General features: G+C 46.1%; 15 protein-coding genes. 11 read left to right on the top strand and 4 right to left on the bottom strand.

Annotation, left to right across the window (positions count from 1 at the left end; genetic code table 11):
* Positions 1-164 precede the first annotated feature (164 nt).
* From RIM23_RS09825 to RIM23_RS09805, 5 genes are all read left to right on the top strand, one after another.
* Entirely contained in the window at positions 165-1,817 is a 1,653-nt protein-coding gene (locus RIM23_RS09825; protein WP_446366584.1) for an ABC transporter substrate-binding protein, read from the top strand.
* A gap of 291 nt (positions 1,818-2,108) precedes the next feature.
* Positions 2,109-2,579 carry a hypothetical protein gene (locus RIM23_RS09820; RefSeq protein ID WP_446366582.1) on the top strand — a complete coding sequence of 157 codons (471 nt, stop codon included), beginning with the start codon at positions 2,109-2,111 and terminating at the stop codon, positions 2,577-2,579.
* A 347-nt stretch (positions 2,580-2,926) separates the two neighbouring features.
* Complete coding sequence (locus RIM23_RS09815; RefSeq protein ID WP_446366580.1) at positions 2,927-3,937, top strand: ABC transporter permease; 1,011 nt, start codon at positions 2,927-2,929, stop codon at positions 3,935-3,937.
* 307 nt (positions 3,938-4,244) lie between these two features.
* The gene (locus RIM23_RS09810) at positions 4,245-5,249 is read left to right on the top strand and encodes a zinc-dependent alcohol dehydrogenase family protein (RefSeq protein WP_446366610.1); all 1,005 of its coding nucleotides are present in this window, start codon (positions 4,245-4,247) and stop codon (positions 5,247-5,249) included.
* Positions 5,250-5,418: 169 nt separating this feature from the next.
* On the top strand, positions 5,419-6,198 hold the full coding sequence (locus tag RIM23_RS09805; RefSeq protein WP_446366578.1) for a pentapeptide repeat-containing protein: 780 nt from the start codon (positions 5,419-5,421) through the stop codon (positions 6,196-6,198).
* Positions 6,199-6,373: 175 nt separating this feature from the next.
* On the opposite strand, the gene RIM23_RS09800 is transcribed toward RIM23_RS09805, so the two are convergent.
* Positions 6,374-7,576, bottom strand: a complete 1,203-nt coding sequence (locus tag RIM23_RS09800) for an HhoA/HhoB/HtrA family serine endopeptidase (protein ID WP_446366576.1) — start codon at positions 7,574-7,576, stop codon at positions 6,374-6,376.
* Positions 7,577-7,853: 277 nt separating this feature from the next.
* On the opposite strand from RIM23_RS09800, the gene RIM23_RS09795 reads away from it, so the two are divergent.
* Together RIM23_RS09795 and RIM23_RS09790 are read left to right on the top strand one after the other, a co-directional pair.
* A complete protein-coding gene (locus tag RIM23_RS09795) occupies positions 7,854-8,186 on the top strand; it encodes a metal-sensing transcriptional repressor (protein ID WP_446366608.1) in 333 nt (110 codons plus the stop codon).
* A gap of 260 nt (positions 8,187-8,446) precedes the next feature.
* Complete coding sequence (locus RIM23_RS09790) at positions 8,447-9,931, top strand: hypothetical protein (protein WP_446366574.1); 1,485 nt, start codon at positions 8,447-8,449, stop codon at positions 9,929-9,931.
* Positions 9,932-10,025: 94 nt separating this feature from the next.
* On the opposite strand, the gene RIM23_RS09785 is transcribed toward RIM23_RS09790, so the two are convergent.
* From RIM23_RS09785 to RIM23_RS09775, 3 genes are all read right to left on the bottom strand, one after another.
* A complete protein-coding gene (locus RIM23_RS09785) occupies positions 10,026-10,934 on the bottom strand; it encodes an Rpn family recombination-promoting nuclease/putative transposase (protein WP_446366572.1) in 909 nt (302 codons plus the stop codon).
* Positions 10,935-11,026: 92 nt separating this feature from the next.
* Positions 11,027-12,355, bottom strand: coding sequence for a DUF1517 domain-containing protein (locus RIM23_RS09780; RefSeq protein WP_446366570.1), 1,329 nt, complete (start codon positions 12,353-12,355; stop codon positions 11,027-11,029).
* Positions 12,345-12,494: a hypothetical protein gene (locus tag RIM23_RS09775; protein WP_446366568.1), complete on the bottom strand. Its 150-nt coding sequence runs from the start codon at positions 12,492-12,494 to the stop codon at positions 12,345-12,347. Before RIM23_RS09775 ends, RIM23_RS09780 begins: the two co-directional genes overlap by 11 nt.
* A 173-nt stretch (positions 12,495-12,667) precedes the next feature.
* Here RIM23_RS09775 and RIM23_RS09770 point away from each other — a divergent pair, with 173 nt between their 5' ends.
* The 4 genes from RIM23_RS09770 to RIM23_RS09755 all read left to right on the top strand — a co-directional run bounded on the left by RIM23_RS09770 (position 12,668) and on the right by RIM23_RS09755 (position 15,965).
* Positions 12,668-13,837 carry a DegT/DnrJ/EryC1/StrS family aminotransferase gene (locus RIM23_RS09770; protein WP_446366566.1) on the top strand — a complete coding sequence of 390 codons (1,170 nt, stop codon included), beginning with the start codon at positions 12,668-12,670 and terminating at the stop codon, positions 13,835-13,837.
* A 4-nt stretch (positions 13,838-13,841) separates the two neighbouring features.
* Positions 13,842-14,726: a cyanoexosortase B gene (gene crtB / locus RIM23_RS09765; protein ID WP_446366564.1), complete on the top strand. Its 885-nt coding sequence runs from the start codon at positions 13,842-13,844 to the stop codon at positions 14,724-14,726.
* A gap of 179 nt (positions 14,727-14,905) precedes the next feature.
* Positions 14,906-15,613: a cyanoexosortase B system-associated protein gene (locus RIM23_RS09760; RefSeq protein ID WP_446366562.1), complete on the top strand. Its 708-nt coding sequence runs from the start codon at positions 14,906-14,908 to the stop codon at positions 15,611-15,613.
* A gap of 193 nt (positions 15,614-15,806) precedes the next feature.
* The gene (locus tag RIM23_RS09755) at positions 15,807-15,965 is read left to right on the top strand and encodes a hypothetical protein (protein WP_446366560.1); all 159 of its coding nucleotides are present in this window, start codon (positions 15,807-15,809) and stop codon (positions 15,963-15,965) included.
* Positions 15,966-16,036 lie beyond the last annotated feature (71 nt).

Below are 16,036 nucleotides of genomic sequence, written 5' to 3'. Positions count from 1 at the left end.
ATTTTTTTAACGCAGAGAACGCAGAGGTTTACGCAGAGAACGCAGAGGGAGTTAGTGGTTTATGGCAATGGGTTGTAATTTTAAGGCTAAAGCCCTGACTACGAACTTAAGGTAAGAGTTGATGAGAGTTTAAGGGTTTTGTTGTGTCCTGTGTAATGCAAAGTATGAACGCATCTAATCTGCGATCGCTGATTCGGTTTATTCTGTTGGTTATTGTTGGCTTGGCTTTGGCTTTAGGGCTGGCGAATTGTGATAGTCCTTCTCCCCAAATTAGCGAGAGTTCCGCGATTCCGGCTGATACGCTGGTTTATGGTTCGGGTGGACAACCGGTGAATCTGGAACCGGGAAATATTACTGACGGCAATTCTCTTGTTGTACAGCATCAAATCTACAATATGCTGTTGAGTATTAAGCCGGGAACCACTGAGTTAGAACCGGGGTTGGCGACGGAGTGGATGGTATCTGAGGATGGTAAGAGGTGGACGTTTAAGTTGCGCGATGATGTTAAATTTCACGATGGTAGCGATTTTAATGCCGAAGCGGTAAGGTTTAATGTAGAGCGCTGGTGGAATCCAGACAGTGAGTTTGGCTATCGGGATGCAGGGAAAAATTATGAGATTTGGGCGAATTTGTTTGGCGGGTATAAGGGAAGTCCGGACTCGATTTTACAAGATATTGTTGTTGTGGATGATAATACCATTGAGTTTGTTCTTCAGCAACCCTTTGCCGCATTTGGGGCGGCGATATCTTCGAGTTATTTTGGGATGGCGAGTCCCGATGCGATTCAACAAGCGGGGGCGGATTATGGTACGCCTGCATCCTTGGCAGTGGGTACGGGACCGTTTATATTTAAAGAATGGCGGACTGGCGATCGCATTGTTCTGGACAAGAATCCGAACTATTGGAAACCTGAGTTACCGAAGTCTAATCAGTTGGTGATTCGCTTCATTACTGATCCCTCGGCACGGTTAGCTCAATTACGGGCGGGTACGATTAATTTTACGGTAGATTTATCCCCGGATCAACTCCCAGAAATCGAAAATGATGCCAACCTAGACGCCGTATTTCGTCCCTCGTTTAATGTCGGCTATTTGGCGCTAAATCCCAGCTATGAACCCCTTTCTAAGGTAGAGGTGCGTCGTGCGATCGCGCAAGCTATTAATACCTCAGAAATTGTCCCCGCCTTCTGGGGAGAATTGGGTGAACATGATAACCATTTTACCCCGCCATCTCTGTCGGAGTATCAGTCTGAGCAAATTATCAATTATCCCTACAATCCCCAACAAGCCAAACAAATTCTCGCAGATGCAGGGTATCCCAATGGCTTTGACCTAGATTTATGGTATATGCCCGTCAGTCGTCCCTATTTTCCCACACCCAAACCCATCGCGGAAGCCATCGCCGCCGAATTAAGTGCTATTGGCATTAACGTCAACTTACAAACTAAAGATTGGGCAGCTTATTTAGAGGATCGCCGAAAACCGCCAGGATTTCAAGCTTTTATGTTGGGATGGACAGGAGATTATGGTGATCCCGATAACTTTTACTATGCACACTTTGGTCCCGGCGCAACCGAGGATTTAGGCGGCTGGAAAAATGAGCAAGTTCTCCAGCTTTTAGAACAGGGAAGGGCGACAACTGATCAAGCTGAACGGACTCAAATATATGCCCAAATCGATAAAATTTTAGCCCAAGAAGCCGTCCGATTACCCATCGTTCACTCCCAACCCTTATTAGCAAAACGCAAAACCATTACCGGGTGGACACCCAGTCCCCTAGGTTCAGAACCCTTTGAAACAATAAGCAAAAGTTTGTAGTTACGCTGTCTTCGCCATTAAAAGCAGAGCGTTGACGATAAACCCTTCATTAAGTCAATCCATATCACTATTGTAGGTTGACTTGAACGAAAGCATGAAAAGATAATTAAAATTTTGAGGAAATTACTTAGTTCTCTGTGTCAATCTGTGTCCCTCACTATTCAGGCTTCTGTCTGCATCATTCCTTCTGTGTCATCTGTGTTTTTGTCAAGACTTCCAAATCATTGCTGAAACCGCGCAAGACTTTGACCAAATGGGAGTGGTACTCAAAGTAAAAAGTATCGGCTGCATTTGTGGTGTGAGGAACCGAATTGTCAGCATCCTGTCCATGATATCGATAAGGGAGTTTATGAGTTTAAATCGCCGCGTGAGTGGGTGGAAAAAGTCGCTCCCTACGCTAATTTAATTGCGGGGGTGTTAAAAACCTTAACCCCGATTACCGCACCCGCCGCGAATATGTTTTTTGGCGAAGACTTCATGAAAGTTAGTAATATTCAATCTCAATTGGAGATAATGAAGGAGTTAACCAATACGATTCTCAGCGATGACAAACTCCTGATTGATGGAACCGTCGGGATGCGAGATGGCTTACTCACTCAAGCGGAACGTTCGGGAATTTTGGCGTTACATTCTTTCTTAAATGAGGAAGACCCCCATTATCAACGGTTGGGACTTAAGCGACTTCCAACCTATACCGGAGACTACCTTTGGTTATGTGAAAAACACTATCAGAATCGTCAGTCGAAAATGCCGCAGTTCTAACTTACTTTTCACGCCATCTATAAAAATCGAAATCAAGCCGAATTCCAAGGGTACTAACTTTAGAGTTTGTAGTCAGCGCTTTAGCGCTTATGGCACTAAAGTGCCTACTACAAAACCAGCTTAAGTCAGCGACATTCGACTTAAGGCTTGGTGGGCAGTGCCCACCCTACTAGATTCCGTTGGGTTGAGCGAAGTCGAAACCCAACCTACAAGTTACAAAGGATGTAGTGGCATGGCACACCTGAATTGATGAATTACCATTGTAGGGGCGCACCGACGTGCGCCCATTTTAACCGTAAAAACCATTATAGGATAAAGACTTGAGGTGAAAAACTTTAAACCCGAAGATGACTTACTATATCATCAAGCGTCTACTCAACCTGTTACCTGTTCTCCTCGGTATTACCCTGTTAGTCTTCCTCTTCCTTCACCTAATCCCCGGTGACCCAGCAACGGTTATGTTAGGAGAACGAGCGACTCCCGAACAGGTAGAAGCTTTACGGGCACAACTGGGTTTAAATCAACCCCTACCCCTGCAATATCTCACTTTTATCAACAATCTACTCCATCTCGACTTCGGCACAAGTATTATCAGCGGTATTCCGATTATTGATGAAATTAGAACCCGTTTTCCCGCCACATTTGAATTATCCCTAGCCGCCATGATAGTCGCCGTCATTCTGGGAATCCCGGCTGGCGTTTTAGCGGCTGTTTATAAGAATCGTCCCGCCGATAACATAACCATGATTGGCTCATTGCTAGGGGTTTCCATGCCTGTGTATTGGCTGGGATTGCTTTTAATTTATCTGTTTGCTATTACTTTGAACTGGTTTCCCCCCAGTGGACGGATTAGTATTGAAGCGGGATTAAATTTTCAACCGATTACGGGATTTTACATCTTAGATGCGATTCTAAAACTAGACATCAACCTATTACAAGATGTTCTCGCTCACCTCATTTTACCCGCTCTAACCCTCGGCACAATTCCCTTAGCCATTTTAGCTCGAATTACTCGTTCTTCTCTGTTAGAGGTTCTCTCCCAGGACTATATTCGCACAGCTAGGGCAAAAGGTATTCCCGAACATTGGGTAATTCTTCGCCATGGTCTAAAAAATGCTCTATTGCCAGTAGTAACAATTATTGGGTTGCAGTTTGGTACGCTCTTAGGCGGTGCTATTTTAACCGAAACTATCTTCTCGTGGCCCGGAATTGGTTCCTGGATTTACGAAGGAATTTTGGCACGAGACTATCCCATTGTTCAAGGCGGCGTTGTTGTTGTCTCGATTATCTTTGTCTTGGTTAATCTTGTTGTTGATATTTCCTATGCGCTAGTTGACCCGCGAATTAAGTATAAATAGCGAGTAATGCTAGGCTAAAGTCACCAGTTATCCTGACTTTTCAGGGTATGTGGTGCCTCTGTAGGGGCGGGTTTCACCACTATCTTTTCGGTTGCAACCTGATGTAACTCGCGCCCGCCCAGACGCGCCATGGCGCGTCTCTACAATAGTTTCTAGACTTCCCGTGAAAAGTCAGATAAGTTATCAGGCATCAGAGGAAATATTTTGTATCTTTATGTTACCGTTTTTGGAAAAAATTCCCTATTCCTTGACAAAGGACAACTGACAAAGGACAACTGACAAAGGACGAATGACAAAGGACAAAGAAATGAAAGCCGTAGTCATGACTACTCCGGGTAAGCCAGAGGTGCTGCAATTGCAGGATGTACCCGAACCGAAACTGCAAACCGATAGAGACATATTAGTGCGACTCCACGCCGCAGGCGTTAACCCCATCGATACCAAACTGCGAAGCCGTGGCACATTCTATCCCGACGAAATGCCTGCGATTTTAGGCTGTGATGGGGCGGGTGTCGTGGAAGCCGTGGGGTCTGCTGTCAGCCGATTTCAGGTTGGTGATGAGGTGTATTTCTGTGCCGGTGGATTAGGAAAATCGGGTACGGGAAATTATGCCGAACTCACGGTTGTGGATGAACGCTGGGTTGCCCGAAAACCCAAATCCTTATCCTTTACAGAAGCCGCCGCCGCGCCTTTAGTCCTAATTACCGCCTGGGAAGCCTTATATGACCGAGGGCGCTTAGAAGCCGGACAAACGGCGCTGATTCATGGCGGTGCGGGTGGTGTGGGACATGTTGCCATTCAGCTTGCCAAAATCAAAGGGGCTAATGTGTGTGCCACGGTAAGTTCCCAAGAAAAAGCCCGATTAGTGCGTCAATTCGGCGCAGACGAACCCATCCTTTACAAACAAACCGACTTTGCCCAAGCTGCATTAGATTGGACAGAGGGAAGAGGTGTAGATGTAGCCTTTGATACTGTGGGGGGTCAAACCTTTTACGATACCGTTCCCGCCGTGAAAGTGTACGGGGATTTGGTTACCATCCTCGAACCTGACTATAATATTGGGAAATTGAAAACGGCGCGATCGCGAAATCTGCGGATTAGCCTAGAACTCATGTTAACACCAGCACTCCAAGGATTAGTTGCAGCCCAGGAACACCAAACCGAGATTCTCGAACAATGCGCCCAATGGATAGATGAAGGCAAACTAAACATTCACCTCTCTCAAACCATTCCCCTCCCCGACGCCGTTAGCGCTCATCACGCTATAGAATCAGGATCAACCACTGGAAAAATCGCCTTGCAAATTGCCTAAACAGAAGTCCCATGGCACACCTAATTTGATGGATTAACCTCTCTTGCTCCCCTCTCCCTTCATTCCCCCCTTTTTCCCCCCCTCTCCATCCCCCCCTTTCAAAGGGGGGCTAGGGGGGATGGAGAGGGGCTTCTGGTGAGAGCTTATAAGTCATAACTCATTACTAAAAATGGACACAGAAAATCAACTGCTTCAGCAATATAGCCAAAATCAACGAAACTTTTCCGGCATAAACTTACAGGGTGCAACACTAATCGCGGAAAGACTCCAAGACGCGAACTTCAGTCATGCTGACTTGAGCAACACAGTTTTATTTGGCTCAAACTTGAGTCAAACCATATTCTTGAATACTAACCTTAGTGGCGCTATCTTAGTTGCCACGAATTTAACCGATGCCATCCTGATAGAAGCCAACTTAATTAACGCCAATCTCAGCGGTGCAAAACTCATCGGCGCTCAATTAATCAGCGCTCAATTAACTGGCATTACAATAGTCGGAGCAAATCTGAGCAATGCCACTTTGATTAACGCTGATTTGAGTCAGACCAATTTATATAAAGCCAATTTCAGTTGGAGTGAGTTGAGTATGACGAATTTAAGCGAGGCGAATTTGAGTGAAGCAGACTTAAGTCATGGGCGTTTAGTCGGCGCTAATTTGACTGGAGCAGATATGAATAGTGCTAATTTGCAGGAGGCTAATTTCAGTGGTGCTAACCTGAGTGGAGTTAACCTCAAGGATACTACATTAAACTTAAATTCACCAGAATTATTAGCAGAAATTATCCGACAAGCGGCTGGGGATGACAAAGAAAAGCAAAACCTGGCTGAATTACTGCTCATGTATCGCCAAGGATGGGACTATTTAGTCACCCTAAATCACCCTTTAGCCGAATGGGGAATCGAGACGATTAAAGCCATAGCCTCATCTGAGCAAAAATTTCCTGAATAGACCTGTTTGTAGTAAGCACTTTAGTGCATTAAAATTCTTTATTGTCAACCCCTAAAGTCATTCCTATTGTAGGTTTCTATACTATCGAGTTTCTGGAAAAAGAACAACATAAAGTCCATCTTGTTCAGAGACGTGCCATGGCACGTCTCTACATTAGCTACTGTACCTCTGGGCACTAAGTCGTTTCTTGCATTTCGCCTGTGCGTACTGATAAAGTTTTCGTCTGATTACCCCGCACCACTTTGACTTGAAGAACTTGATTCACGCCACTATTCTCCACCAAACGTTGTAACTGTTGTGCACTAGTGACAGATTGTCCATTAATCGCCGTGACGACATCCCCGCGACGCATACCCGCCGCCGCCGCTGGAGAGTCTGGCACAACTTGCACGACTAAAACCCCATTCACTTCCGGTACCATGAATGAGGAATTCGGATCGCGATTATTTTCTTGCGCCAATTGAGGGGTTAAAGTGGTCATGCGAATGCCGATGAACGGGTGGACAACTTTTTCACCCCGCATCAATTTGGCAGTAATTTCTTTGGCTTTATTGATGGGAATGGCAAAACCAATTCCCATCGCATCCGCACGAATGGCGGTATTGATACCAATCACTTGTCCCTGTTGGTTTAACAGTGGTCCCCCAGAGTTACCGGGGTTAATCGCCGCATCGGTTTGAATGAAATCGAGTCGTTTTTCGGGAATCCCGGCTTCTGCACTCGATCGCTGGAGAGTACTGATAATCCCTAAAGTTACAGTATTATCTAGCCCCAAGGGATTGCCCACTGCGATCGCCCAATCCCCGACTTGCACATTAGTGGAGTCTCCCAATGTGACAACAGGCAAATTGTTGCCATCAATTTTGACCACCGCCAAATCCGTGATTTCATCGACACCCTGCACATTTCCTTCAAATTGACGTCCGTCTTTGAGAATCACCGTTACTTTATCAGCCCGGTCCACCACATGGGCATTGGTGACAACCACACCACTCGGGTCAATAATAAAGCCAGAACCTTGACCCCGCAGACGCCGTTCTTGGGGCATTTGGGGAAGCGCATCCTCCCCGAAAAACCGTCGGAAGAACGGATCATCGAAAAATGGATCAAGGCGGCGTGTCACTGTGCGTTCCGTGTCAATTCGTACCACCGCAGGTCCGACTTGATTCACCGCCGCCGTGACAAAACTGCCGCCGATATTAGCCGCAGGCTGCCGTTGGGCGAGAACTATTGGGGATTCGGGTTCATTTGTCAAGACCGGTTCAGCGTGAGAGGGTGAGACATTATAAAACCCAACCGTCAACAGAACACCTGTTGCGATCGCAATCAGATAAGCGCTGATTTGGCGTAACCGAGGGAACAACGTTGTCAATCGCATAGCCTTATTCTTGAGTTCAGTTATATGTATCTATGATCATCTATCAAAATGATTGTCACAATTGCTTAACATTGGCTGGTTAATCCAGGACGTTCTTTGAGCCAAAAGTGTTTCAGCGATAAGCGGTTCCCCTCCATTGGAAAACATTGCTCCCAAACATCTCGACTCTGGATTACGATGAACAGAAGAACCAACCCATAAATGTTGCCAATCCCGAACTGGAGCTAAGCCATTGATTAATGAAACCTATACTCGCTCAGAGTCAGACTTACAGTCACTGAATCAATCCTGCCACACCAGCCATGGCGATCATGATCATGCTGCATCTAGCCACACTCATGTTCACGATGAGGAGTCTCTGCGGCGAATTGTCAATCGGCTTTCTCGAATTGAGGGACATATCCGAGGGATTAAGACGATGGTACAGGAAAGCCGCCCCTGTCCAGATGTGCTGGTGCAAATTGCGGCGGTTCGAGGCGCATTAAATCGAGTTGCCCGAGTTATTTTAGATGAGCATTTAACTGAATGTATCGGTCGGGCGGCTGATGAAGGTAACATGGAGGCGGAAATTGAACAATTGAAGACGGCGTTAGATCGATTTTTGCCGTAGTTCCCGTGGTGCGGATAGAGTTTTGATTGTGTAGGGGCGGGTTTGACTACTATCATTTCTGACCTTACCCCGATGGAATTAAACCCGCCCGTGTGTAGCGATGCAGGGAGAAAATCTGGACTGGTGGATACATTGAGAAAGTTTGATCTCTTGCGATCGCGATTTTGAGCATAATAAAGAAAGGATCAAACGATCTGGCTATCAATTCCGGCTGAGTGTGGTTCTCAGCACAAGGTTTCAATCGAGAGTGCGATCGCCTTATGGCTAATTTTTACTGGAAACATTCCTATACCGCCCTCGCTGCATTATTGATGGGGGTAACTGGCTGTTCCTTCAATTCACCCCCTGATACGGTTGCAGATCAGGATTTATCTTCTCAGACTGAATCCATCCTCGCGGTGGAAAATTCCCCCTCCTGTCCGCCCCAAGTTGATCCCTTTACCAAAGCGATTGACAAAGCCACGGGGGCGGCGAATCTTGCCCAATCTGCCCAATCGCCCCAAGATTGGGATTTGGTTGTCTTAGGGTGGATTCAAGCCATTGAGGCGATGCAATCGGTACCAGGGGATAGTCCTAAACGGGCGTTTGCTCAGAAAAAGGTGGCAGAATATCTGAGGAACTTAGATGTTGCCCAACAAAAAGCAACGACAAAAACCTCTCCTCTACCCTTTGCCAGCTTTGATAACCCCATCTTTGAAGAACAACTCCTGCTGTATCTTTCTTATGTCGCCGCCGTAGGTCCTCCAGATGTCCTGATTGTGGGCAGTTCACGGGCATTAGTTGGTGTTGATCCGCAACAACTGCAACAAGTTCTGGCGCGTTACGGTAAAGGGGGTTTAAAAATTTTCAACTTTGGCGTAAATGGGGCGACGGCTCAAGTGGTTGATTTTCAACTGCGACAACTTTTAAAGCCGGAACAACTCCCGCGCCTGGTTATTTGGGCAGATGGCGTGCGGGCGTTTAATAGTGGGCGAACGGATAAAACTTATAATAGTTTGGCAACATCGGCTGGATATCAACAGGTAATGGCAGGAAATCGCCCCAAACTACCGGAATCGACGACCAAAACCCCAAATACTTGTGAAGAGATTCCGGCTTCAATCACCCAGAGTCCCGACTCAGAGAAATCCACACAACCGGGAAATACTATACCTGCTAATGATACGGCCCAACGCTGGCGGTTAACCCGAGTTTCCTTTGAAACCAGTAGCAATCCTGTCTCTACCCCAGAGACTCGGTTACTTTTAACTCAATTAGGGGGAAGCCAACCGCAAAGACTAGCACTGGCACGTAATACTACAGGGTACAGTGCGATCGCGATGGATGCCAATGGCTTTTTGCCGATGGATAGTAAATTTGACCCGAAAACTTACTATCAGCAAAATCCCCGTGTGGCGGGGCGCTATGATGCGGATTATCAACCCTTTAGCTTTGCCGGTCCCCAGGCGGTGGCGTTGAATTCAATTCAGGCATTTTTAGCGCAGCAGCAGATTCCTTTGGTAATTGTTAATTTGCCTTTGAGTGATGATTATTTGGATGGGGTGCGTTTAACGAGGGAACGGCAGTTTCGACAGCGAATGCAGCAGAAGGCGGCTCAGAATGAGTTTGTTTTTGTTGATTTAGCAGAGCAATGGAAAAATCAAAATCAGTATTTTGCTGATCCGAGTCATCTCAATCGCTATGGTGCGGCGGCTGTGGCGAGTTTCTTGGCAGATAAGTCTGAGATTCCTTGGTCTCAACGTTGAGAGGAGATGAGGGTAGGAAAAGGTTAGCAAAAACACGTAACGTTCAATTAGGTTGGCTAGAGCTAAAAATTAGGACAACTATCAGTCTCCCAACTTATTCCGCCGATGTATCTTGTTCTAACCAACTTGACAAATCCTCCAGACTATTAAAGCTTAAAATTGTCTGAATTAAGCGTTCTAAATCTTTCCCAGACAAGCCTTCGATTTTGCGGCTAATGTTTTTAGGAATTTCGCCAAAACGCTGCTGGAGTAAAGTTACTACTACTCCTAGCTTTCCCTGTAGAATTCCTTCATCTTTAGCTTGAATAATTCGCCCTGTTTCATCTTGTAACATTATGGCTCGCCGCTCCAACTCCTCCAATTCTTCTAGGGTGAGATTCGCTTGATTCGCGATATTTAACGCTTTCTCTATTGCAGATACTTCCGCTAAAGGGGCTGGAATGCTTTCCCAGGTTGCTGCTTCTTTAATAAAATAAATCCACTTGTCCGTCAAACTGTTTAACTCAGACAAGGTTTTATTGAATTTCGGTAATTCTAGGAAAATGAGTTGTAATTCTACGGCTTTATACCTAAATGACTCTTCCTCTTCTTTGAAAATAAACTTTGTCACAACTTTAGGGGTTTGTTGAAACATGATAAAATCAGCAATATTTATAGCAATTACTGGATTTAACAGCCAGTAACCTTCGCCAATGCCTAACTGATTTGCGTAAGTCTTAGCGAGGTTATACGTGACCCGTTTATCAAAAGCTTTTGTGCTGGATACTTGCATTTCAATAATAACAGTCGAGCCGTCATACAAAATGGCTCTCACGTCCAAATAGCTTTCCTTTAACTCTCGAATTTTACCAGGATTGTATGGATTGAGAATGGTTAAAGAATGAATAACGTTTTTGTTACTATAAATAATGGCATTGAGAAAGCTAATCAGTATTTCTTGGCTTTGGTCAGAACCAAATATTTTTTTAAATGCATAATCTACTTTAGGACTGATAAATTTCATGTTTTTTTTCTCATTGATAAGGCTCCCCTGCGTTAGTAGAGACGCGCCATGGCGCGTCTCTACATTTCCTCTTGAGGAGGCATTTTTGTTAATTAAATGATTTGAATCATATCTGTATATTCCGTCAACAATTCATCATAAGTTAGACTATCATCTTGACTCTGAGGACTCCACAGCAGTTCCACTGTCATCAAATAGTCAGGACGTACTGACGCCACTTTTTTTAATGCCTGATTCAGGGTTTCGGCTGAACGAATGTCGCCAAACAACGGGTGATCATCTGCTGTTCCCACTAATAGCGTCACGACAATATAAGCCGCTGGATCTTCTTGAGCATCGGGCATTACCGGAACTTTTTGCCGCACTCTTCCGCCAACATTACTGAGGGTTTCGGCATTAAATTTGCTGCGTTCTTCTACCGAAAGTTTTGTAAATAGTGTTTGGGCTTCCTCGATATTAACGCTTTGTGAACTGCTTAATACATGACTCCAGGTATCTGAATGACGTAGCAAAACTAACGCCGATTCTTGTAGCAGTTCGAGTAAGCCTTCGGGAGTCGTTGTATCAACAGTTAAGGCGAGTTCCGATAACTCTGATTGCAAGTTGGGGGTGTGAGCAAATAAGGCTACCTGTAATTTACTCACCGTAACAATATCATTTTCTAGTTCATTGGTGGCGGCTTTTCGGCGTTTGAGGAGAGACAAAATCAACCTGATTAGCAGATAAACCACCAGGAAAATCCCGACCCCAAAAAAGAGTAAAATGATCAAGACGGGTAAAGAGTTGGCTGATTTCGTTGAGTTCACCGCTTGAGTTGGATTTGTTGCTGGCGCGGTAGCTGGCGGTGGAGTTGTACTATTAGTTGATCCCGGATTGGTCAGGCTTTGATTGGGTTGTGCGGGGGGTGCTGAATTGGGAAGGGTTTGATTTTGTGGAGGCGGTGCTGAATAGGTTGTCCCTGGATAGGATGTTGGCGGATAATTCGGGAAATCGTCATCGTCATTTTCAATTTCAATTTCCAGTTCCACCGAACTATGTCCACCTTGTCTATAAGTCGGGTAAGGGATGCGACTGGGATGGGTTGATGAGGGACTCGGTTGATGGGGTTTGGTTTGAGTCGGAGTTGGAGATGTGGGTTTCTCTAATGTCCCGCCACTAGCTCGTCCCCCGGTTGTTCCTCTGTTAGTAGGATTAGATTGAGATGGAGTAGTTCTCGACGATGATGGAGGGGAAGATGAACGGCTAGGGGAAGATGAACCGCGACTAAAGGAACCGCCACCGCTGCGTCCCCCACTGCTTCTAGCGTAGGCGTCGTGACGTATATCAAGTGATGCGCTGATGCGATCGCGCGATACCTCTAGGTCTACACTGTTAATTAGGCTCAAACAAAGAGCAGTGGCAAATAAGGTCTTAAAGTTCATACGTGGTAGCCGATTCATGAGATTCTCCCGATGCTACTCTCCTAGCTACAATTGTAGCTTTTTGGTGAACAGCATTCATCGTTTCAGCGCCATCATGGTAGAGAAGGGCGGGTTTAGTTACGTTATCGGTTGATGTCAAAATCTTATCGGTAAAACCCGACCCTACAGCTTTGCTACCAAACGCAGGTTAACCGGAAACTTTACCAAAACTTGATAGTTCTGGGCTAGGCATTAGCGACTTATCGGGCATAAATTAAATAAGGGATAAAATAACCTAACTGTAGCAAACTCCTATTCTTTCGTAGTATATTCATGAATTCCCCACCCCCAGAAACCATTCCCTTTGTTGATTTGACGCTGCAACACCAGCCGATTCAAGCGGACATTGAACAAGGGATTCAGACAGTTATCCAGCGCGGCGATTTCGTTTTAGGTCAAGCCTTAGCGGAGTTGGAAGTAGCATTTGCGGCGGCGTCTGGTGTAGACTATGGTGTCGGTGTAGCTTCCGGGACAGATGCGATCGCGCTAGGATTACAGGCAAATGGGATTGGTGTCGGTGACGAAGTTATTGTTCCTGCCAATACGTTTATCGCCACTCTCATTGGTGTACTTCAGGCAAAGGCGACACCCGTCTTAGTTGATTGTGACCCAAACACCGCCCTGATTGACCTGAATGCGGCGCAAAAGGCAATTACCCCCAGAACCAAGGCGATTATACCGGTTCACCTCTATGGTCAGATGGTATCGCCTCAGCAGTCACTAGACTTTACCAATACCCACAACCTGTTACTATTTGAAGACGCCGCCCAAGCTCATTTAGCCCAACGGGACGGATATCGGGCGGGCTCGGTGGGTATTGGCGCCGGCTTTAGCTTTTATCCGAGTAAGAATTTAGGCTGCTTTGGCGATGGCGGAATCATATTGACGAGTGATCCCGATATCTATCAGACCTTGCGATCGCTGCGGAATTATGGTGCTCCCCGTAAATATTATCACTCAGAACTGGGCAAAAATAGTCGATTAGATTCCATCCAAGCGGCGGTTCTCAACGCCAAGTTACCCCACCTACCCCAATGGAACCAATCTCGCAACGCCGCCGCCCACTACTATGACCAATTATTAGCCCCCTTAGGCGAAAAAGGGATTATCCCCATCCAAAACCAAAGCGGTACAGGTCATGTATATCATCTGTACGTGATTCGGATTACCGCCGCCTGTTCCCTTGACCGTGAAATCGTGCAAGATAAACTCAATGCAGCCCGGATTCAAACGGGTATCCACTACCCCCTCCCTTGCCATCTGCAACCCGCTTATCACTATTTGGGCTATCAAGAGGGTGATTTCCCCAATGCCGAAACCCTATGCCAGGAAATTTTATCATTGCCTATGTATCCTGGAATAAGTAACGCTCAAATAGAGCGAGTAGTTGATTGCCTAAATAGCTTGTTTGAACCGCATCCGGCGGCTGTAATTTCGGGGTAAGCTCATGGAACTTGGACGAAAGATTCCCATTGCTATTGACCGTCACCTGTGGGATGGTGCGATCGCGGCGTTATTGATTATCCTCTATGCGCCCCTATTAATCCACTGGTACGATGGCTGGCTGAATAAAAGTATTAGTATTGAGCATGAATACTTTAGCCACGGTTTAATCGGACTGCCTTTTGCTGCCTATATCGCTTGGACTCACCGCCAGGAGTGGCAAACGATACCGGATAAATCGAATTATGTCGGGTTAGTATTACTGGCAGTTAGTGGTGTCTTTTATCTGTCGGGTCAATCGGAACTGGTTAATATTTCCTTTCCCACGGTTTTAGCGGGACTTTGTTTATGGTTTAAAGGCATTCCTGGTTTACGCTTACAAAGCTTTCCTCTACTTTTGGTAATTCTCGCCACACCAACTGCATTTCCTTACCTAATCGAACCCTACGCCTTACCCCTACAGAGCTTTATTGCTGGAGTTGCCGGATTTATTTTGATTCAATTTGGCATTGATGTTAATGTCGTTGGCATTAACTTATTTGTCGGCGGACGAATTGTCGAAGTCGCCCCCCACTGCGCCGGCTTAAAGATGCTGTTTACCAGTTTATATGTAAGTTTAATGCTGCTGTACTGGAGTGGGGCGTGGGCATCGCGACAGAAGACCACATTATTACTAATTGGTGCGGTGTTGGTTAGCGTAATTGGTAATATCATTCGCAATACTCTACTCACATTTTTCCATGGCACCGGCATGGACGGAGCATTCCATTGGCTGCATGAAAGTTGGGGCGGGGATCTATATTCGGCGGGAATGTTAGGAATGTTAGTGGTTTTACTTAAAGTTATTGAAGGTTATGTTCACACCGAACCCCCAACCCATCAATCCTAGACGTGACCAATTAATGGATTCAGGTGTTTGTAAATTCGTAGATTCGTAGGGGAGAAGCATTCGCGCCTAAATATCTCGGTTTGTTACTCAACTCCCAGCGCGAATGCTTCGCCCAGACTTCACCCAAACAACGCAATAATCAACCCTCCCCAATCCCTAAGCCCATGAAGGCAAATCTGATGAAATCCTCAAGACTGCGCCAGGTGATTAAACGCCTGGGATTCAACCGCGCGATCGTGTTACTGTTATTGTTAGTCATTGTCGCGATCGGTGCAGTACCGAGTTATTTGACAGGCAACTGGTCGTGGATTGAGCCACCGAGATTTGCCAATTTCAGTAGCATCAAAGTGCTGCAAATTGAGGGGCTAGAAATTCCGGGCTGGGAAACCCTAGAGCAAAAAACTGTAACCTTAGGGGGGCATAAATGGTCCTATCAGGAAATTAAGGGAGACTTAGATAAACCTGTATTACTACTATTACGTCCTCCCAATGGTCCGATTGATCAACCTCAGGTTGAATGGGTGGATATTAATGGTGTCTTTCAATGGAAGACAGATTCCCATCAACGCTTAAACTTTACCGTCGAAACGAAATCCGAGCAGGCGCAAGTTAATGCCCGTCTCTTTCGCGCTTGGACTCAACAGCAAACCTTCGCCGTTGTTCAGTGGTACGCTTGGGCGACAGGGGGTCATCCAGCTACCCGTCAATGGTTTTGGGTTGACCAAATTGCCCAGTTAAAGCGTCAGCGAGTACCATGGGTAGCGGTTTCTATCCAGATTCCGATGGAACCGTTAGGGGATTTGGCAGAGGTCAAACCGATAGCTGAATCTCTCAGTAAAACCGTGCAAAAGGCATTGATGACAGAACCGCTGGCGGGAGAAGATTAAGGTGTGACCCCAATACTGAAAAGGATAGGAGAGCAGGGGAAGCAGGGGGAGCAGGGGAGCAGGGGGAGTGGAGAGAGCTAGTCAGGCATAGCGCTTGTGTAGGGGCGGGTTTTACCATTATCGTCTCTTCCCTAACCTAGATGTGACTAAACCCGCCCCGACCAAGGGTTAACATGAATAAGGGCAGGTTTTTTTGAGCAATTATTCGGTGGGAAGGGCGGGTTTTGTTGTTCATTTAGCGGTGAGGAGGGCGGGTTTTGTTGTTCCGTTATCGGTGGGAAGGGCGGGTTTTGTTGTTCCGTTATCGGTGGGAAGGGCGGGTTTTGTTGTTCCGTTATCGGTGACTAGCTAATTTAGTCCCTAAACCCGCCCCTACAATTGTGGCTAAACCCGTCCTGATAATTGAGTGATGTGGAGGGAATA

Source organism: Coleofasciculus sp. G3-WIS-01 (assembly GCF_040223135.1).
In the GTDB taxonomy this organism is placed as follows: domain Bacteria; phylum Cyanobacteriota; class Cyanobacteriia; order Cyanobacteriales; family Coleofasciculaceae; genus Coleofasciculus.
Note: the sequence above shows the minus strand (reverse complement) of the source record. Positions and strands in the feature narration are given on the sequence as shown.

Coding starts and splice junctions, on each gene's coding strand:
- RIM23_RS09760 (WP_446366562.1), top strand. CDS start 14,906: ATGAAATCCTCAAGACTGCGCCAGGTGATTAAACGCCTGGGATTCAAC.
- RIM23_RS09825 (WP_446366584.1), top strand. CDS start 165: ATGAACGCATCTAATCTGCGATCGCTGATTCGGTTTATTCTGTTGGTT.
- RIM23_RS09785 (WP_446366572.1), bottom strand. CDS start 10,934: ATGAAATTTATCAGTCCTAAAGTAGATTATGCATTTAAAAAAATATTT.
- RIM23_RS09815 (WP_446366580.1), top strand. CDS start 2,927: ATGACTTACTATATCATCAAGCGTCTACTCAACCTGTTACCTGTTCTC.
- RIM23_RS09805 (WP_446366578.1), top strand. CDS start 5,419: ATGGACACAGAAAATCAACTGCTTCAGCAATATAGCCAAAATCAACGA.
- RIM23_RS09790 (WP_446366574.1), top strand. CDS start 8,447: ATGGCTAATTTTTACTGGAAACATTCCTATACCGCCCTCGCTGCATTA.
- RIM23_RS09800 (WP_446366576.1), bottom strand. CDS start 7,576: ATGCGATTGACAACGTTGTTCCCTCGGTTACGCCAAATCAGCGCTTAT.
- crtB (WP_446366564.1), top strand. CDS start 13,842: ATGGAACTTGGACGAAAGATTCCCATTGCTATTGACCGTCACCTGTGG.
- RIM23_RS09770 (WP_446366566.1), top strand. CDS start 12,668: ATGAATTCCCCACCCCCAGAAACCATTCCCTTTGTTGATTTGACGCTG.
- RIM23_RS09780 (WP_446366570.1), bottom strand. CDS start 12,355: ATGAACTTTAAGACCTTATTTGCCACTGCTCTTTGTTTGAGCCTAATT.
- RIM23_RS09810 (WP_446366610.1), top strand. CDS start 4,245: ATGAAAGCCGTAGTCATGACTACTCCGGGTAAGCCAGAGGTGCTGCAA.